This is a genomic window from Pseudomonas sp. FEN, assembly GCF_904067045.1.
Taxonomy (GTDB): Bacteria; Pseudomonadota; Gammaproteobacteria; order Pseudomonadales; family Pseudomonadaceae; genus Aquipseudomonas.
The window spans coordinates 899115-915405 of the sequence record NZ_CAJFDC010000001.1 but is presented as its reverse complement, the minus strand read 5'-3'; the positions used below and the strand labels follow the sequence as shown (position 1 = coordinate 915405).

Below are 16291 nucleotides of genomic sequence, written 5' to 3'. Positions count from 1 at the left end.
CCGGACAGACTAATACATGATGTCAACCGTGACCCACGGAATTTGCGTTCTTGTGTACTTGTTCAGCATCAATTCAGCATTGTGACTATTCGCGTCGTCGTTTTTGAGATTGATGCTGGTTTTCGGGCCGGGCGCGCGGCAAGAGCGCTGAGAGCAGCGCTCTTGAATGGACGTGTAAACAGACCTTGGGGGGCTACGGCTGCACCGGCCCGTTGTACGCCAGCGTTGTCCCCAGTGCCCACAGCAGGACCAGTACCAGCGGCGCGTGCACCAGCAGTTGCACGAAGGAGAAGCCGATCAGATCCCGCGCCTTCAGCCCCAGCACGCCCAGCAACGGCAGCATGTAGAAGGGGTTGATCAGGTTCGGCAATGCCTCGGCGGCATTGTAGATCTGCACCGCCCAGCCCAGGTGGTATTTCAGGTCATTGGCCACCTGCATCACATAGGGCGCCTCGATGACCCACTTGCCGCCCCCGGAGGGAATGAAGAAGCCCAGCACCGCCGAGTACACCCCCATCAGCAACGCGTAGGTGTCATGGGAGGCGATCTGAGTGAAGAAGGTCGAGATGTGGTGGGCCAGCGTCTGCGTATCGCCGCCCTTGACCGTGGTCATCAGTGCCGCGATGGAGCCGTACAGTGGGAACTGGATCAGCACGCCGGTGGTGGTCGGTACCGCGCGGGCCACGGCGTCGAGAAAGCTGCGCGGGCGCCAGTGCAGCAGGGCGCCGACCATCAGGAACAGGAAATTGTAGGTGTTCAGGCCGGAAATGGCGCTGATCGCCGGCTTGCTCGAGAATTCATGGAACAGCCAGCCGGCGGCCAGCAGGGCCAGCAGAATCGTCAGCAGCGGGCTGTACTCCAGCCATTCGCCGGGGCGCGAGCGGGTGCTCAGGGGCGGTAGGTTGAAGCTTGGATCGACCCCGCAGGCCTTGGCATCCCGGGCCGAGTCGGGGCCTGGTGCGGTGGCGTAGGCAATCACCAGCGAGACCACGATCAGCGCCAGCAAGAGCACGCCGGACTGCCAGAGGAAGAGGGTCTGGGTGAAAGGAATTACCCCGGTGATCGACAGGATCGACGGCGGCAGGCTGGCCGGGTTGGCCTGCAACTGGGCGGCGGACGAGGACAGCCCGAGTGCCCAGACGGCGCCCAGACCCAGGTAGGCCGCGGCTCCGGCGGCGCGGTAATCCATGCGCAGGTCGCTGCGGCGCGCCAGGGCGCGGACCAGCAAGCCGCCGAAGACCAGCGACAGGCCCCAGTTCAGTAGCGAGGCGAGCATCGAGATCAGCGCGACCCAGGCCACCGCCGAGCGACCGTTCTTCGGCAGGCGCGCCAGGCGGTCGATCAGTTTCACCGCTGGCGGAGAGCTGGCGACCACATAACCGCCGATCACCACGAACGCCATCTGCATGGTGAAGGGAATCAGGCTCCAGAAGCCGTCGCCGAAGGCCATTGCCGCTTCGCTCGGCTTGGCGCCGATGGCCAGGGTGGCCAGGGCAACGATGATCACCGCCAGCGCGGCGAACACCCAGGAGTCGGGAAACCAGCGCTCGGCCCAGTTCGAGCAGTGCAGGGCAAAGCGCGCGTAGCGGCTGGTTTCGATAGCAGCGGCCATTGGACGGTCCTCTTGTTCTTGATTTTATTGGGGAGCCACAGGCAAGGCGTAGCGTGTGGGCAGGTGCCCACGATAGATCAATCCCGGGGCATTTTCCGATTCTCTTCAATAGCGAGTGATGTTGCGTATCCAACGGATTCGGCGATGTCGGCCCAATGCTTTTGGCAAACTCAGGTATCCTCCGATTTTTTGCACCGGCAGCCAAACCGGCCCAAGGTGTATCTGAATACGTTGCCAGAGTGCTTTATGACTGCCGATCACACTCCACACTCCCGTCGCTTTGCCCGGTCCGACTACAAAACCTTGGGCTTGGCGGCGTTGGGCGGCGCGCTGGAAATCTATGATTTCATCATTTTCGTGTTCTTCGCGCTGACCCTCAGTGAGTTGTTCTTTCCCCCGCAAATGCCGGAATGGCTGCGACTGCTGCAAAGCTTCGGCATTTTCGTCACCGGCTATCTGGCACGACCACTGGGTGGCATCCTGATGGCGCACTTCGCCGATCGGCTGGGGCGCAAGCGGGTCTTCAGCCTGAGCATCCTGATGATGGCTCTGCCGTGCCTGCTGATCGGGGTCATGCCGACCTATGCCCAGATCGGTTACTGGGCACCGCTGCTGCTGTTGCTGCTACGAGTGTTACAAGGCGCGGCGGTAGGCGGTGAAGTGCCGAGTGCCTGGGTCTTCGTCGCCGAGCATGCGCCACCCGGGCACCGCGGTTATGCCCTGGGCGTCCTGCAGGCGGGGTTGACCTTCGGTTACCTGTTGGGCGCCTTGACCGCGACCGCCCTGGCGCGGATCTACAGCCCAGGTGAAATCCTCGATTTCGCCTGGCGTTTTCCGTTCCTGCTGGGCGGGGTGTTCGGTGTGATCGGCGTCTGGCTGCGCCGCTGGCTCAATGAAACCCCGGTGTTCATAGCCTTGCAAGCGCGTCGGGAAGCCGGCGAGGGGTTGCCGTTGCAGACTGTCTTGCGCAATCACCGTTGGGCGATCCTGCCGGCGATGTTGCTGACCTGTGTCTTGACCTCGGCGGTGGTGGTGCTGGTGGTGATCACTCCGACCGTGATGCAGAAAAGCTTCGGCATGAGCGCCAGCCACACGTTCGCCTTGAGCAGCCTGGGGATCGTGTTCCTGAACATCGGCTGTGTCCTGGCCGGTCTGTTGGTGGATCGGATCGGTGCCTGGCGCGCGGTGCTGTTCTACAGCGTCTTGCTGCCGCTGGGCATCGCGCTGCTCTACACCAGCCTGATCCATGGCGCTGAGTGGATTGGCCTGGCCTACGCCCTGGCGGGCCTGGCTTGTGGCGTGGTGGGGGCGGTGCCTTCGGTCATGGTCGGGTTGTTCCCGGCGCGTGTCCGGGTCTCCGGCATTTCCTTTACCTACAACATCGCCTACGCACTCTGGGCCAGCACCACGCCGCTGTTGCTGATCGGCCTGATGCCCTGGAGCCCGTGGGTCTGCGTCGGCTATTGCGTGGCGATGGGGGGCGTCGGTGCATTGACCGCGCTGTTCTTCGGCATGCGCGCGTCAGCGACGGCCAATGCTTCCAGCGTTCGTGGTTGCTGAGCCGCGTCCGTCGGGTGGTTCATCGGCAGGGGCGGCTTTCTGAAGTCAACGCGTCTCGGTCACCTTCTTGAGGAACCGCGGCTGATCGGGATTGCGTCCGCGCAGTTCGGCCAGCCTTGCCGCCATCAGGTAAAACCCCTGGATCATGGTGAACGGTTCCAGCAACGGGTGCGCCGTCGGCAGGCTGGTCAAGTTGGCGCCGGGCGTGCCCGGTGGTGCTACCAGCAGGACCCGTGCCCCGCGCCGCCGCATATCTTCGGCGAACGCCAGGGTGCCGGCCTGCTCGGGCCCGGACGGGGCGAAGAGCAGGACCGGGTAACCGGCCTCGATGATTTCCATTGGTCCATGGCGGACCTCGGCGCTGGAAAAAGCCTCAGCCTGGATCCCCGAGGTTTCCTTGAGTTTCAGGGCCGCCTCCAGAGCGATGGGTAGCGCCGGGCCGCGGCCGATCACCACCATCTTGTCGACCGGGTGCAGTACCTCGAGGGCCTTTGACCAGTTCTCATTGTCTGCCCGCGCGAGGGCGGCGGGCAAGCCTTGCAGGGCGAGGCCAAGGTTGTTGCCCTGTCCCAGCCTGGCAGCCAGTGCCGCCACGGTCTGCACCCCGGCCATCAGCATGGCGACATAGCTTTTGGTCGCGGCCACGCTCTGCTCCAGCCCCGCTGGCAACAGCACCTCGGCGTCGCTGGCCGCGGCCAACGGCGACTCGGCTGTGTTGACGAACGCCGCCACGCGGGCGCCGCGTTGTTTCAGGTAGTCCACGCTGGCGATCAGGTCCGGGCTCTTGCCCGATTGCGACAGGGCGGCCACCCAGCAGTGTTTCAGGCGCAACGGCGGCTGTTGCAGGCTGACCAGCGACAGTGGAATCGACAGCCAGGGAATTCCGACCTGGCTCATCATGGCATAGCCGAAGTAGGCGGCGGCATGATCCGAACTGCCGCGGGCGACGCTGATGATCAACTCCGGCAAAGCACCGGCCAGTTGCTCGCTCAGCGCGACGATGGCGCTGTCATTGTCGAGCATGCGCTGCACGACAGAGGGGATCGACAGGGTTTCCTGGAGCATCAGTGACATAACGTAAATACCTGGGTGCCCGTCCGAGAATGGCGCAATGACTTCTGGCCACACCTCAGACGGGGCGCCAGCTCACCGCTTCTATACCGAACTTTTCGGCCATGGGTTTGCTGGTTTTCCTCACCCGCTCTCGACCGAATTTGCCGATGCGGCCCACGCCAGCGTCACAGCTGGCCCAGTGCCAAGCCTCGCTATTGTCCATGCGCTCCGATCGGATAATGAAGGACTTGGGAACGCCATGATGGGTGTAGTCGATAACGAAAAGTTTTGCCGTGCTCATAAATCTGAAAATTCTCCCTGTGATTCTTCTCCATTGTTCTAAACAAGATCCCCGGGTGTGGAAAAAATTCACTCGAATTGTCGCGGGCTGCCGCTGGAAATAACCCAGTATCCTCCTTCAGAAAAAAATACCCTAGCCGATGGCAATGACAGTTTATTACCTGTGCTCTCAATTGCTCATCGGTGCTTTCCATGTTTAACAAACGCTTGAAGCAGGAGCTGTCGGCTCTTCGCGAAGAACTCTCCAGCCTTCAGCAAGTCAAGGACAGTCTGGAACTGGAAATGCTTGTACTGACTCTGGACCCCGATGGCCGCATCGAATCGGTCAACCAGAACTTTACCGAGGAAATGCTCTACTCGAGCGGCTCGTTGCTAGGACGCAGCCTGGATGAATTCGTGCCGGATGACCTGAAACATTCGGATTTTCATCAGCGCTTCAAGAATGCCCTGACCCGGGGTGAACATTTCAGCGGCGCGGTGCGTTTGTTACGCGGTAACGGCAAGGAAGCCTGGTTGCGCTCGATCCTGCAGCCGATTCGTAATTCTCAGGGGCATATCCGCAGTTTTTCGATATACGCCAACGACCTGACCCGCACCATCGAAGCGTCCCGCGAGCACGAAAACCTGATCGGCGCGCTGTTGCGTTCCACCGCAGTGATCGAGTTCAACCTGGCCGGTGAGGTGCTCACCGCCAACGACCGCTTCCTCAACAGCATGGGCTACAACCTGGCGCAGATCCAGGGCAAGCATCACCGTATGTTCTGCGAGCCGGCGGAATACAACAGCCCCGATTACGAAGCGTTCTGGAAGCGCCTGCATGCCGGTGAGTTTGTCGCCGGCCGTTTCAAGCGGGTCGACAGCCATGGGCGCGAGGTCTGGCTGGAGGCATCCTATAACCCGGTACTCGACGCCAACGAAAAGCTCTACAAAGTGGTCAAGTTCGCAACCGTGATCACCGACCAGGTGAATCAGGAGAGGGCGGTGGCCAACGCGGCGAACATTGCCTATGGCACTTCATTGCAGACCGACAGCACCGCCCAGCGCGGCACCACCGTGGTGACCCAGGCGGTGGAAGTGATGCGCGACCTGGCCGCGCACATGCAAACGGCCAGTGAAGGGATCGAGGCCTTGAATGAGCAATCCCAGGTGATCGGCAGCATCGTCAAGACCATCAGCGGCATTGCCGAGCAGACCAACCTGCTGGCGCTCAACGCGGCCATCGAGGCGGCGCGCGCGGGCGAGCAGGGTCGTGGTTTCGCGGTGGTAGCAGACGAAGTGCGGCAGTTGGCGTCGCGCACCAGCCAGGCCACGGACGAGATCGTCGGCGTGGTGCGGCAGAACCAGGACATGGCGCGGGATGCGGTTTCACTGATGAACAGCGGCAAGACCCAGGCCGAGGAAGGCCTTGCGTTGGCGGCGGAGGCGGGTACGGTGATCGTCGAGATCCAGGACGGTGCGCAGAAGGTGGTCAATGCGGTCGGGCAGTTCGCCAACCAGCTGACTAATTGAGCAGCACCACCCTGTCTACCTCGACCGAGGCGGTTTTCGGTAGTTGGAACATCCCGACCGAGGTGCGCGTGTTCACCCCGGCTTCAGTGAGTACCGAATGCCGCACCTCGGTCGCTCCGTCGGCGACTTCAGCCTGTTGAGTGAAGTCGCGGTCGAATTTGTAACCGAACTCCTGAACGATGGTTCGAATGTAGCGAAAAGTGCAATGTCGTCGGTTACACTCCAGTAATGTCAAAAAAGCATCATGCATCACTCATCCTTGCTCGAATCTACAACAGCGTGTTGACCCGACTGCTGGTGTTGGCGCTGTGCATTGTGACTTCTGGTGCTGTCATACGCTATTACGTGTTGACCGACTTTCTGCGCGAGGATCTGGGCGCCGTCGCGCAAGGTCAGCAACTGGCGCTGGCGACTTATGTCGCTCAGGATGTCGATACCAAGGTCATTCGGCGCCGGCTTTTGATCGAGCGTCTGGCGGCCAGCGTGCCCGTCGATTTACTGGCCCGGCCCGAACAACTGCGTGGCTGGCTGCGGGATCGCTCCCCTTATCAGGCACTGTTTTCGAGCGAAATCATCATCGTCAACGCCAGTGGCAAGCGGGTGGCGGGCTACCCTGATCAGGAAGCGCCCGCCGATACGGATTATGCTGATCGTGACTATATCCAGTCGGGGCTGGCCGGTAAGCCTTTTATCGGTCGACCGCTCGAGGGGCGGGAGAGCGCGAAGCCCGTGTTGCCGATATCCGCGCCTATCCGGAATGCGGCGGGTGAGGTAGAGGCGGTACTGGTGGGCATGATGGAACTCGCCGCGCCCGGCTTTCTTGATTCAATGCTGCAGAGTCGTGGGGGGACGGCAACGGGTAAGTTCCAGCTGATTTTTCCAGAAAGTCGTCTGCAGATCGAGCCATCGCAACAGGGGATGGACGTCTCCTCGATAGCCCCACCGGGCCTCAACAAGCTGCAGGACCGGGCCATGGAGGGCTTTCGCGGTGCCGGGATAACACTGGATGCCGAGGGCAAGGAGGAGGTCCGTGCCATGGCGTCGGTGCCGAGCACGGGCTGGTTCATCGTCGCCCGCCTGCCGGGTCGCGAAGCGTTTGCAACCGTTGAGCGAATCCAGGATTTCGTGATCAGGGGCGCCGTCCTCTCGACGCTGGTGTTTGCCATTATCGCCTCCATCGGACTGTACTTTGTCTTTCGTCCGCTGTTCCATGCCGCCGCCCAGGCGGACAGCATGACCCGTGACGAACTGCCCCATACGTCCTTGCCGGTGGTGCGCAACGATGAAGTCGGTCACTTGATCTCGGCGTTCAATCGCTTGTTGTTCAAGCTCCATGAGAAACAGGCCGAACTCGAACGGATTGCCCATCACGATACGCTGACGGGCCTTCCCAACCGACATCAACTGTCTGGCCGCTTGCGTCAGGTGCTGGCGCAGGCGCAACGGAAAGGGACGATGGTCGGCTTGTTGTTCATGGACCTTGATGGCTTCAAACGGATCAATGACACCCTTGGGCACGAGGCCGGCGACGAGGTGTTGCGTCAGGTCGCCAAGCGCTTTGGTGCTGTGGTGCGGGAGACCGATACCCTGGCGCGCATTGGGGGTGACGAGTTCGTGGTCCTGCTCAGCAACCTGGGCGCCGACGCCGAAGAAACCGTGGGCGCCGTGGCAACCAAGTGCATTGAGGCGCTGAGCATGCCTTTTCTCATTGCCGGTACGGCCTGCAAGGTGGGAGTGTCGATTGGTGTCGCCCTGGGGAGCGGAGAGAGCTCCGCCGATGCGCTGCTGCTGACCGCGGATCGCGTCATGTATCAGGCCAAGAAAACCGGACGTGGGCGCTACATGACCCACAAGCTCTGAGGGGGCTGTCATCTCAGCCGCAAGCGTAGCGGGCGCAACAAAGGTAAACTTGCGACTTTGCCAAAAGGAGTTCTCATGAGCCACTACCAGCCAGGCATCCTTGCCAAGCCTGTGCCCTTGCAGGCACGCCACTTGTTCTTCGCCCTTGAGTCCGCCGAAGCCTTGCCGGCTGCACTCGACAATCTCGCCCGATTGGTGGACGTCAAGCGCACCGTGGTCGGTTTTGGCGAGTCGCTGGTGCAGGCACTGGGGTGTCATGTCCAAGGATTGCGGGCATTTCCCGGCATCACCGGCGCGGGTGTGGATAATCCATCGACCCAGCATGCCCTGTGGTGCTGGTTGCATGGCGAAGACCGTGGCGAGTTGTTGCATCGCAGTCGCGAGTTGGAGAGGGCGCTGGCACCAGCCCTGAAACGGGTGCAGATGACCGAAGCATTTCGCCACAAAAGTGGCCATGACCTGACCGGTTATGAAGACGGCACCGAGAACCCGGTGGACGAGGCCGCCGTGGCCGCGGGGATCGCCGCCGACGGTGGCAGCTTTGCCGCGATCCAGCAGTGGCAGCATGACCTGGATGCTTTCGCCGCGCTGCCGGCCCATGAGCAGGACAACATCATGGGGCGGCGCAAGAGTGATAATGAAGAGTTGGAGGACGCGCCGGAGTCCGCCCACGTCAAACGTACCGCTCAAGAGAGCTTTGCCCCGGAAGCCTTCGTGGTGCGCCGCTCCATGCCCTGGTCGAACGAGCAGGGCGCCGGCCTGATGTTCCTGGCGTTCGGTCATTCCTTCGAGGCCTTCGAAGCGCAATTGCGGCGCATGAGCGGACTGGACGACGGCATCGTCGACGCCTTGTATCGCTTCAGTCGACCGATTACCGGTGGCTATTACTGGTGCCCGCCATTGAGCGAGGGCCGTCTGGACCTCAGCGCGCTGTCAGCCGTTTGAATCCTGGTCTTGCCTGAGCGACGCCCGATGCCGCCATCGGGCGTTTTCCTGCCGGCGCCTGGAAACGGGTAGTCCGCTCCGGTCTTGAGCTGAGTTGAAATTGATCTAAGCAGGTGGTCGGTTGGCACTAGACTCAAGGGGCCTTTGCTGCGAAGTGAAAATCAACCCCCGCTCATCCGCGCGGCTCGCTTGCCAACCAAAGAGTCCGCACCGGTCTGTCGAATGAAATCGGCTGCCAGCTCAGCCTGACGGATGAGACACCGGCTCCAGCGGAGCCAGGGAGTGTTCATCATGATCTCTATTCGTGTTTTTTTACTCTGCGCCTTGCCTGGCCTTGTGCTATTGGGCATGCCCGCGATCGTTTCGGCGGCGGGAGAGACTGAACCGATCAACCAGGAGGCCGTGCAGCTATCGCCGCAGACCCAGAACGGCGTCTCTTACCTGACGGGGGGTATCGGCGAGGATGAAACCCGGGCAATGCTCCAGGCTCGCGGTTATAACCTGCATATTGTCATGAGCGTGGGTGCCAAGGGTGAATACGTGCCTGATGTCGACATCACGATCCAAAAGGCGGGTGGCGAGTCGGTGCTGTCGCTGACCCAGGTTGGGCCGATGGTGTACGTCAAGTTGCCAGCGGGCAAGTACGAGATTGTCAGCCATCGTAATGGTCGTGAGGAGAGGCAGAGTGTTGTACTGAGTGGGGAGGCCAGTGAGACTGTGAATGTGAATTGGAAAGGCGAGTAATACGTATTATTCAAAATACCCCAACCCAGGGGGATGCCAAACCACCGCCTTGCGAATAGTCTGCGCACAGAGGGAATCCCCCCTGAAACACAGATTTGGACACGAGGTCGGAAGATGGGCAAGTTGCGAGTCGGGATTATTTTCGGAGGCATGGGGGCCGAGCACGAAGTATCGCTGCAATCGGCGCGCAACGTGGTCGATGCATTGGATCGCAAGCGTTTCGAGCCGGTCCTGATCGGTATCGACAAACAAGGCCACTGGCACCTCAACGACAGCTCCGACTACCTGATCAACGCTGAAAACCCGGCGCTCATTGCCTTGAACCGATCCAATCGCGAGCTGGCCGTGGTCCCTGGCAAGTCCAGCCAGCAACTGGTCGACACCCACAACCAGGCGCTGCTGGAACAGGTCGATGTGATCTTCCCCATCGTCCACGGCACCCTCGGTGAAGACGGATGCCTGCAAGGCTTGCTGCGCATGACCGACCTGCCTTTTGTCGGCTCCGATGTCCTCGGCTCGGCCGTGTGCATGGACAAGGACGTGAGCAAGCGCCTGCTGCGCGATGCCGGGCTGGCGGTGACGCCTTTCATCACCGTGACCCGGGCCAGCGCCGCCCGGCTCGGTTTCGAGGCCGCGCGGGCGAAGCTCGGCCTGCCGCTGTTCATCAAACCGGCGAACCAGGGCTCATCGGTTGGCGTGAGCAAGGTCGAGACAGCCGAGGAGTACCAGGTCGCCTTGGCCCTGGCCCTGGATTTCGACGAAAAGGTCCTGATCGAATCGGCGGTCAGCGGACGGGAGATCGAGTGCGCAATCCTGGGCAACGACCACCCGCAGGCCAGCGGTTGCGGCGAGATCGTTGTGCACGGCGGCTTCTATTCCTACGACAGCAAATACATCGATGAGCAGGCCGCTGAAGTGGTGGTGCCCGCGGCGATCAGCGTGGAGGATAGCGAGCGCATTCGCGCGCAAGCCATCGAGGCGTTCCAGGTGCTGGGCTGCGCCGGATTGGCGCGGGTCGATGTGTTTCTCACCGCTGACGGCGAGGTGCTGATCAACGAGGTCAACTCACTGCCCGGTTTTACCCGCATCAGCATGTACCCCAAACTCTGGCAAGCGGCGGGGATGAGTTACAGCGAACTGGTGAGCCGCTTGATCGAACTGGCGCTGGAGCGGCATGCGACCCGGAAAAAGTTGAAGAACAGTCGCTGAAAGGCCTGATGCGGATTACCGCTTCAGGCCGGATCGAGCGCTGGGACGGCCTCTGTGCCGTGAGGATTTCAGACTCCGGATCTGGCCGGGTCGAGATGATCCAGGTCTGGTCGATGCCAGGGGTCGATGTGCGTCATCAGGTTCAGGACGCGATGGCGCAGCATGACATTTTGACGGGCGGCCACGGCAATGGCGTGGCCTTCTTCAACCGTCATCGAGGCCTCCACTTCGATATGTGCATCGACGGTGAGCATGTCGCCCATTTTGCGCGTGCGCACATCATGTACCCCCTTGATGCCGGGGGTCTCCAATAGTGTGGTACGAATAGAGGCTACCTCTTCTTCGTCGGCGGCACTGTCCATCAGGTCATTCAAGGCGTTCCAGCCAAATGACCAGCCCATCCGGGCAATCATGCCGCCGACCACCAGCGCGGCAATCGGGTCGAGAATGGGATAACCCGCCAGGTTGCCAGCAATACCGATGCCGACCACCAGCGACGAAGCCGCATCCGAGCGCGCATGCCAGGCGTTGGCAATCAACAGACTCGATTTTACCTTTTTCGCCACGGCAAGCATGTAGCGAAACAGCAGTTCCTTGGTCAGCAGCGCGCCGCCCGCGACCCAGAGCGCGGTCATATGCACCGTCTGGATGGACTCCGGTGTTTCAAGCTTGAGCACGGCTGAACCGATCATACCGATGCCCACGGCCAGCAGCAGCAGTCCAAGGACCATCGAGGCGGCCGTTTCAAAGCGCAAGTGCCCATAAGGGTGGCCTTCATCGGCGTCCTGCTTGCTTTTATGGCTGGCGAACAGCACCACGAAGTCGGCAATCAGGTCCGACAGGGAATGAATACCGTCGGCGATCAGACCCTGGGATTTCGACAGGATACCCACCACGATCTGAGTGCAGGACAGTGCCAGATTGATGCCCACACTCGCCCAGGTACAACGGGAAGCCGCCGCCGCTCGTTCGGCGGGACTGCAGTATTCGTCCTCGGAGTCTTCGGAGAACTGTTCATTGTTCATCAGCTGCTTTTCCATTATTTGCAAATGACTATCAGCGCACGAAACTCAAAGCTTTCCAGCTAACTTAAGTGTGTGTTCTGATGTAATCGACAATCATTGGCGTTCGCCTTAGAAAGAGGCGCGTTCAAGGGATAAAGCATACTGAAAAGTTGGGCGAATACCCATGTTATTTAAATAATTGCGGTGATTGAAAATTTGTTTCGTGTACATATTGCATCTGTTCTCAAATGCGAATCTTAATGTTTCCTCGTGTAGTATTCGACGGCACTCGCGCTGACTTCAATATCCTCTTGTGTTCCGTTGTCGATACGAGACTTCAAGTGGCGGCTTTGATTGGCTGACGAGCAGAAGAGAGCAGGGGGAGCATGGCTCCCCCTGAATACGTGGCGGAATCAGAATCAGTTGCTGGCAACCCGGTCGGTGTCGCTGGAGGTCACCAGGGCGTTGAGCGAAGTGTCGAATTGTTTCAGAGCGTTGACCTGCAACTCGCGCTGCTGGTTGATCTGCGCGGCAATCTCCGGGGCTGCCTTGCCATGGACCCAGATCGAAGGCAGTGCTTTTTCACCGAAGCCTTCGGCTTTGCCGATGTACTGCAGGTTCGAGTCATAGAAGGTGGCGACGAAACGTGCTTCGAACTGGCTGTTGCGCTTGGTTACCAGGCGGCTGTAGGTGTCGAGCATCACCACCACGTCAGGACGGGCCTTTACCAGCGCATCGAGGTTGTCATAGACGGTCACCGAAGTGAACTGTTTCTGCAGCGAACCCATAAGCCAGTCGATGGCCAGCTTCGGATCGGAGCTGCTGACGAACGCGTCGCTGATGCGTGGGTCCAGCGCGGCATTTTTCGCGCCGTTCAGCGCGACGCTGTGGTAGCGCTCAAGGTACTGGAGCGTACTGACAGTGTTTTCGCTGTAGAGCACCCCCACCGATTGGGCGTGTTTCAGGCTGGCGGTGCTATCGACCACCGGCAGGAAATGGCAGGACTGATCTTCGGTGGCGTAGGTCGGGGCGGTGGCGAGGAAACCGCCGGTCAATACGACGACAAGAGCCAGCAAGGTGGAAATTCTCATCGTGTGTTTCCTTCTGAAGCAAGTTCGTATGTGGCTATCTTCCTCCTTTGGCAGAAAAACAAAACAGGCATTCCTTGATGGTTACTATCAACTGAACGAATGATAGGGCGCGTGACGTTCACTGGTTGCGTCTGGAGATCTGATCGTCGAGCCCGATACTGGCACACCGCCTCCGGTTGCCCAGTAGAAGCTTGTTATGTTGTGCGATGACTGATGATTGCGGTATGAACACAGGTCCAAGTGTCCTGGGTGTTGGCTCGCGCCGAGTACCCGTTAACAACAAGGGTCACCTGGATTCAGTGTGGAAAAGTGGCTAGTATCTTGTGTCGGTGCTACGCCTTACCGCCTGGTGGCGTCGGCGCTGATAAATAAGTACCCATGGAGCACACTTATCTAGATGTAGCCGAGCGTACTCGGACTGCCGTTCTAGTGTCTAAAGGAATAGACCCTAATGTTCATCAGTGCCTTTCTTTCAAGCGCTGCTACCGCCGCTGTGCTGTGGTTGGCCGCTCGCTTCATGTATGTCTCCCTTGGTTTCGCTCAAGCCTTGATTGTCGCGGGCCTGGGTGGAGGGGCGACCCTGTTGCTGCCAGAGGCCAGCCAATATACGAGCTGGCTCTGGATACTGGTCAGTACGCTGGTCTACTTCTTCGGCTTGAGGATTTTTACCGGTGCAGGCCATCTGACCCTGATCAAAGTGACTGTTGTCGCCTGGATTCTGGGGCTGGTTGCATTGACCGTGCTGGAAAAGCTGCTCTGATGCCTGGCTTTCCATATCGCTGGAACCTGTGGCGCTGCCCTGTTTTCCAACGACAACCGATGGGGCACGGCGCGGCAGATAGCGCCGTACCCTCCTTATCACTCGCCCGCCGACGCCGCGAACACGCGCAGCCGATGACCGTCCGGATCAAGCGCGACAAAGGTATAGCCGAAGTCCATCGCCACCGGCGTCTGGATAATGCTCAGTCCTTTGGCGACCCACGCTTGATAGGTCGAATCGACCAGCGCGTTTTCCGCGACGGAAAACGCAATTTCGCCGGCAACCCCGATGTCGGCTACCCGTGGTTCTACCGAGTGCTTCGACCAAAGGCCCAACTTGCACCCTGAGTCCAAAACGAACAGTGCAAACGTAGCCGAGGCATCTACAGGCGCGTTACCGAATAAATCGGCATAGAAGCGGGCGCTGACTTGTGGGCTGTCTACATAGAAGATGAAAAAATTGGGCTTGATCATTGGGGCTCCTAGTCAGGGATGGAAGTGGCGCTATCAGCACAATGTCTGCTAGCGCCGCCTATCCTACGGATGCCACTACCCATTTTTGTCAGCAGTGATCGCCTATTGAGAGCAGATGCCCTGCTGCAGACGCCAAGCCTTCAGCAGTGCCTGGCGTCTGCGTGGATAGCGCTCCTGAGCGGCCTTGAACTCGGTAATCCGGTCACTGCGGAAGTGCCGAAAACCATCGCGCAGTTCGCACCAGGCCACTAGTACCCGGGCATGGTCAAAATAACCCAGGGCGAATGGCCAGACGGTTCGGCAGGACTGCTCTCCCTTCACATCCTGGTAGGTGATCTCCACTTTCAGCTCCGCCCGGATCGCCTGGCGAATCAGTGGCTGCACGATGTCGACCGGCAAAGGCGAGGTGCTAGGTCCGATGAGCAGCGCGGAAGCGTCGAGTTCATCGCGCAAGCCCGAGGGCAGGACCGCGGAGATTTTATCCAGGGCATTACGTGCCGCTTGCCCCAAACGCTCATCCGCGCGCTCGGCGACCCAGCGCGAACCGAGGACGAGCGCCTCGATCTCGTCTTCTGAAAACATCAGGGGCGGAAGCATGAAACCAGGGCGCAACACGAAACCCAGCCCGGCGGCGCCTTCAATGTTTGCACCTTGTTCCTTCAAGGTGCCAATGTCCCTGTAGAGCGTGCGCAGGGTGATGCCCAGTTCCTGGGCCAGCACCGCCCCGGCAACGGGAAAGCGGTGGCTGCGTAAAATCTGGATCAAGGCCAGGAGACGTTGGGAGCGGGACATTCAGGCAAGCTCGAAAGGTAATGGCCGACAGAATTTCATATCAAGGACGGGGCTACAACCGTCCTGCGCTTTGAGGTTGCGATCCAACGTCATCATCGATTAGTATACGAATCATATATATTTCATATTGAGTTGAGCTATGGGTATCGTCAAGATTTCAGAGAGCATGCACGAGAATCTGCGCCTTGCCAGTGATGCGTTGAGTCGTTCAATCAATGCCCAGGCCGAACACTGGATGCGCATCGGAATGCTGGCGGAGCTGCATCCCGACCTGGATCACCGCGACATCAGTCGTTTGCTGGTGCGTGCCGAACTGGAGGGCGGCCTTGATGTGAAGCAGCTCTGTGCGCTCGCGGATCTTTCGCAAGGCGGTCGGACTCATGCCGCGCCAGGAGCTCAGCAATGAAGGCGAACATCAAGATCAATACGCCGGCGCAAATAGCCCAGTCTGGCACGGCGGGCAAGCTGGCCGCCGAGGTGTTGGCGATGATCGCCCCTCACGTCAAGGCGGGGGTCACCACCGACGAGCTGGATCGGCTTTGTCACGACTACATCGTCAATGTGCAGAAGGCCATTCCGGGCAATGTCGGTTATCACGGCTTTCCGAAAACCGTGTGTATATCGGTCAACGAGGTGGTCTGCCATGGCATCCCAGCGGCCAAGGTGCTGAACGATGGCGACATCGTGAATATCGACATCGCCGTGGTCAAGGATGGCTGGTTCGGCGACACCAGCCGTATGTACTTCGTCGGTGAGCCCAGCCCGCAAGCTCGACGTTTGGTCAAGACCACGTATGAGGCCATGTGCGCGGGTATTCGCGTGGTCCGCCCTGGTGCCACGTTGGGCGACATCGGTCATGCGATTCAGAGCGTTGCCGAGCGCGACGGCTTCAGCGTGGTGCGCGAGTATTGCGGCCATGGGATCGGCAAGATCTACCACGATGAGCCGCAGGTCCTGCATTACGGCTATCCGGGTCAGGGCCTGACCCTGAAAAGCGGCATGATCTTCACCATCGAGCCCATGCTCAACGCCGGCAAACGGCATGTGAAAACGCTGGCCGATGGCTGGACGGTGATCACCAAGGATCACTCCCTCTCGGCCCAGTGGGAGCATATGGTGGCGGTCACTGACGAGGGGTTCGAGGTCTTGACGCCTTGGCCGGACAAACAGGATGAGTATCCCGCTGTTGTTTAGGCACATGAAACGGCTGGATTCCGCCGCTGGTCTACTATTATCAGCCACAACCGGTGCCGATGCGCTAGACGTTGGTGGGGCATCGCTACGTGCTTAACGATGCAGCGCCCGCCGCAGAATGGTTTTTTGAGAAAGAAAACCCCCAGGACACTATGAGTGCCTGGGGTCTTTTATTGTCAATCGCG

At 60.0% G+C, this 16291-nt stretch carries 17 protein-coding genes and 1 pseudogene; 10 read left to right on the top strand and 8 right to left on the bottom strand.

Annotation, left to right across the window (positions count from 1 at the left end):
* Positions 1-193: 193 nt before the first annotated feature.
* Entirely contained in the window at positions 194-1612 is a 1419-nt protein-coding gene (locus PFEN_RS04280) for a short-chain fatty acid transporter (protein ID WP_191485778.1), read from the bottom strand.
* 246 nt (positions 1613-1858) lie between these two features.
* Between PFEN_RS04280 and PFEN_RS04275 the strand changes: the two genes are divergently transcribed.
* Positions 1859-3172 carry an MFS transporter gene (locus tag PFEN_RS04275; RefSeq protein WP_191485777.1) on the top strand — a complete coding sequence of 438 codons (1314 nt, stop codon included), beginning with the start codon at positions 1859-1861 and terminating at the stop codon, positions 3170-3172.
* A gap of 45 nt (positions 3173-3217) precedes the next feature.
* Here the strand turns inward: PFEN_RS04275 and PFEN_RS04270 are convergent, their stop codons facing one another.
* Together PFEN_RS04270 and PFEN_RS04265 are read right to left on the bottom strand one after the other, a co-directional pair.
* Entirely contained in the window at positions 3218-4246 is a 1029-nt protein-coding gene (locus PFEN_RS04270; protein ID WP_224770887.1) for an SIS domain-containing protein, read from the bottom strand.
* A 55-nt stretch (positions 4247-4301) separates the two neighbouring features.
* Positions 4302-4526 carry a DUF6555 family protein gene (locus PFEN_RS04265; protein WP_191485776.1) on the bottom strand — a complete coding sequence of 75 codons (225 nt, stop codon included), beginning with the start codon at positions 4524-4526 and terminating at the stop codon, positions 4302-4304.
* Between the two features lie 191 nt (positions 4527-4717).
* On the opposite strand from PFEN_RS04265, the pseudogene PFEN_RS31265 reads away from it, so the two are divergent.
* Together PFEN_RS31265 and PFEN_RS31260 are read left to right on the top strand one after the other, a co-directional pair.
* Positions 4718-5494, top strand: a pseudogene (locus tag PFEN_RS31265) (PAS domain-containing protein); the annotation flags it as partial.
* 108 nt (positions 5495-5602) lie between these two features.
* Positions 5603-6034 carry a methyl-accepting chemotaxis protein gene (locus tag PFEN_RS31260; protein ID WP_412071385.1) on the top strand — a complete coding sequence of 144 codons (432 nt, stop codon included), beginning with the start codon at positions 5603-5605 and terminating at the stop codon, positions 6032-6034.
* Here the strand turns inward: PFEN_RS31260 and PFEN_RS31255 are convergent.
* Positions 6027-6284 carry a hypothetical protein gene (locus PFEN_RS31255; RefSeq protein WP_412071379.1) on the bottom strand — a complete coding sequence of 86 codons (258 nt, stop codon included), beginning with the start codon at positions 6282-6284 and terminating at the stop codon, positions 6027-6029. The two genes, PFEN_RS31260 and PFEN_RS31255, sit on opposite strands and share 8 nt — an antisense overlap.
* Before the next feature lie 29 nt (positions 6285-6313).
* On the opposite strand from PFEN_RS31255, the gene PFEN_RS04250 reads away from it, so the two are divergent.
* From PFEN_RS04250 to ddlA, 4 genes are all read left to right on the top strand, one after another.
* Entirely contained in the window at positions 6314-7894 is a 1581-nt protein-coding gene (locus PFEN_RS04250; RefSeq protein WP_224770886.1) for a sensor domain-containing diguanylate cyclase, read from the top strand.
* Between the two features lie 75 nt (positions 7895-7969).
* A complete protein-coding gene (locus PFEN_RS04245) occupies positions 7970-8839 on the top strand; it encodes a Dyp-type peroxidase (protein WP_191485773.1) in 870 nt (289 codons plus the stop codon).
* Positions 8840-9130: 291 nt separating this feature from the next.
* The gene (locus PFEN_RS04240) at positions 9131-9583 is read left to right on the top strand and encodes a carboxypeptidase regulatory-like domain-containing protein (protein ID WP_191485921.1); all 453 of its coding nucleotides are present in this window, start codon (positions 9131-9133) and stop codon (positions 9581-9583) included.
* Positions 9584-9697: 114 nt separating this feature from the next.
* Positions 9698-10792, top strand: coding sequence for a D-alanine--D-alanine ligase (gene ddlA / locus PFEN_RS04235; protein WP_191485772.1), 1095 nt, complete (start codon positions 9698-9700; stop codon positions 10790-10792).
* A 68-nt stretch (positions 10793-10860) separates the two neighbouring features.
* Here ddlA and PFEN_RS04230 read toward each other — a convergent pair whose 3' ends face one another.
* Together PFEN_RS04230 and PFEN_RS04225 are read right to left on the bottom strand one after the other, a co-directional pair.
* Complete coding sequence (locus tag PFEN_RS04230; RefSeq protein ID WP_191485771.1) at positions 10861-11817, bottom strand: cation diffusion facilitator family transporter; 957 nt, start codon at positions 11815-11817, stop codon at positions 10861-10863.
* Between the two features lie 398 nt (positions 11818-12215).
* On the bottom strand, positions 12216-12887 hold the full coding sequence (locus PFEN_RS04225; RefSeq protein WP_191485770.1) for an ATPase: 672 nt from the start codon (positions 12885-12887) through the stop codon (positions 12216-12218).
* A gap of 451 nt (positions 12888-13338) precedes the next feature.
* Here PFEN_RS04225 and PFEN_RS04220 point away from each other — a divergent pair, with 451 nt between their 5' ends.
* A complete protein-coding gene (locus tag PFEN_RS04220) occupies positions 13339-13647 on the top strand; it encodes a hypothetical protein (RefSeq protein WP_191485769.1) in 309 nt (102 codons plus the stop codon).
* Positions 13648-13745: 98 nt separating this feature from the next.
* On the opposite strand, the gene PFEN_RS04215 is transcribed toward PFEN_RS04220, so the two are convergent.
* Positions 13746-14120, bottom strand: coding sequence for a VOC family protein (locus tag PFEN_RS04215; RefSeq protein WP_191485768.1), 375 nt, complete (start codon positions 14118-14120; stop codon positions 13746-13748).
* A 102-nt stretch (positions 14121-14222) separates the two neighbouring features.
* Positions 14223-14912: a helix-turn-helix transcriptional regulator gene (locus PFEN_RS04210; protein ID WP_191485767.1), complete on the bottom strand. Its 690-nt coding sequence runs from the start codon at positions 14910-14912 to the stop codon at positions 14223-14225.
* A gap of 139 nt (positions 14913-15051) precedes the next feature.
* Between PFEN_RS04210 and PFEN_RS04205 the strand changes: the two genes are divergently transcribed.
* Positions 15052-15318 carry a ParD-like family protein gene (locus tag PFEN_RS04205; protein ID WP_191485766.1) on the top strand — a complete coding sequence of 89 codons (267 nt, stop codon included), beginning with the start codon at positions 15052-15054 and terminating at the stop codon, positions 15316-15318.
* Positions 15315-16106: a type I methionyl aminopeptidase gene (gene map / locus PFEN_RS04200; protein WP_191485765.1), complete on the top strand. Its 792-nt coding sequence runs from the start codon at positions 15315-15317 to the stop codon at positions 16104-16106. Before PFEN_RS04205 ends, map begins: the two co-directional genes overlap by 4 nt.
* The last annotated feature ends 185 nt before the right edge of the window (positions 16107-16291 follow it).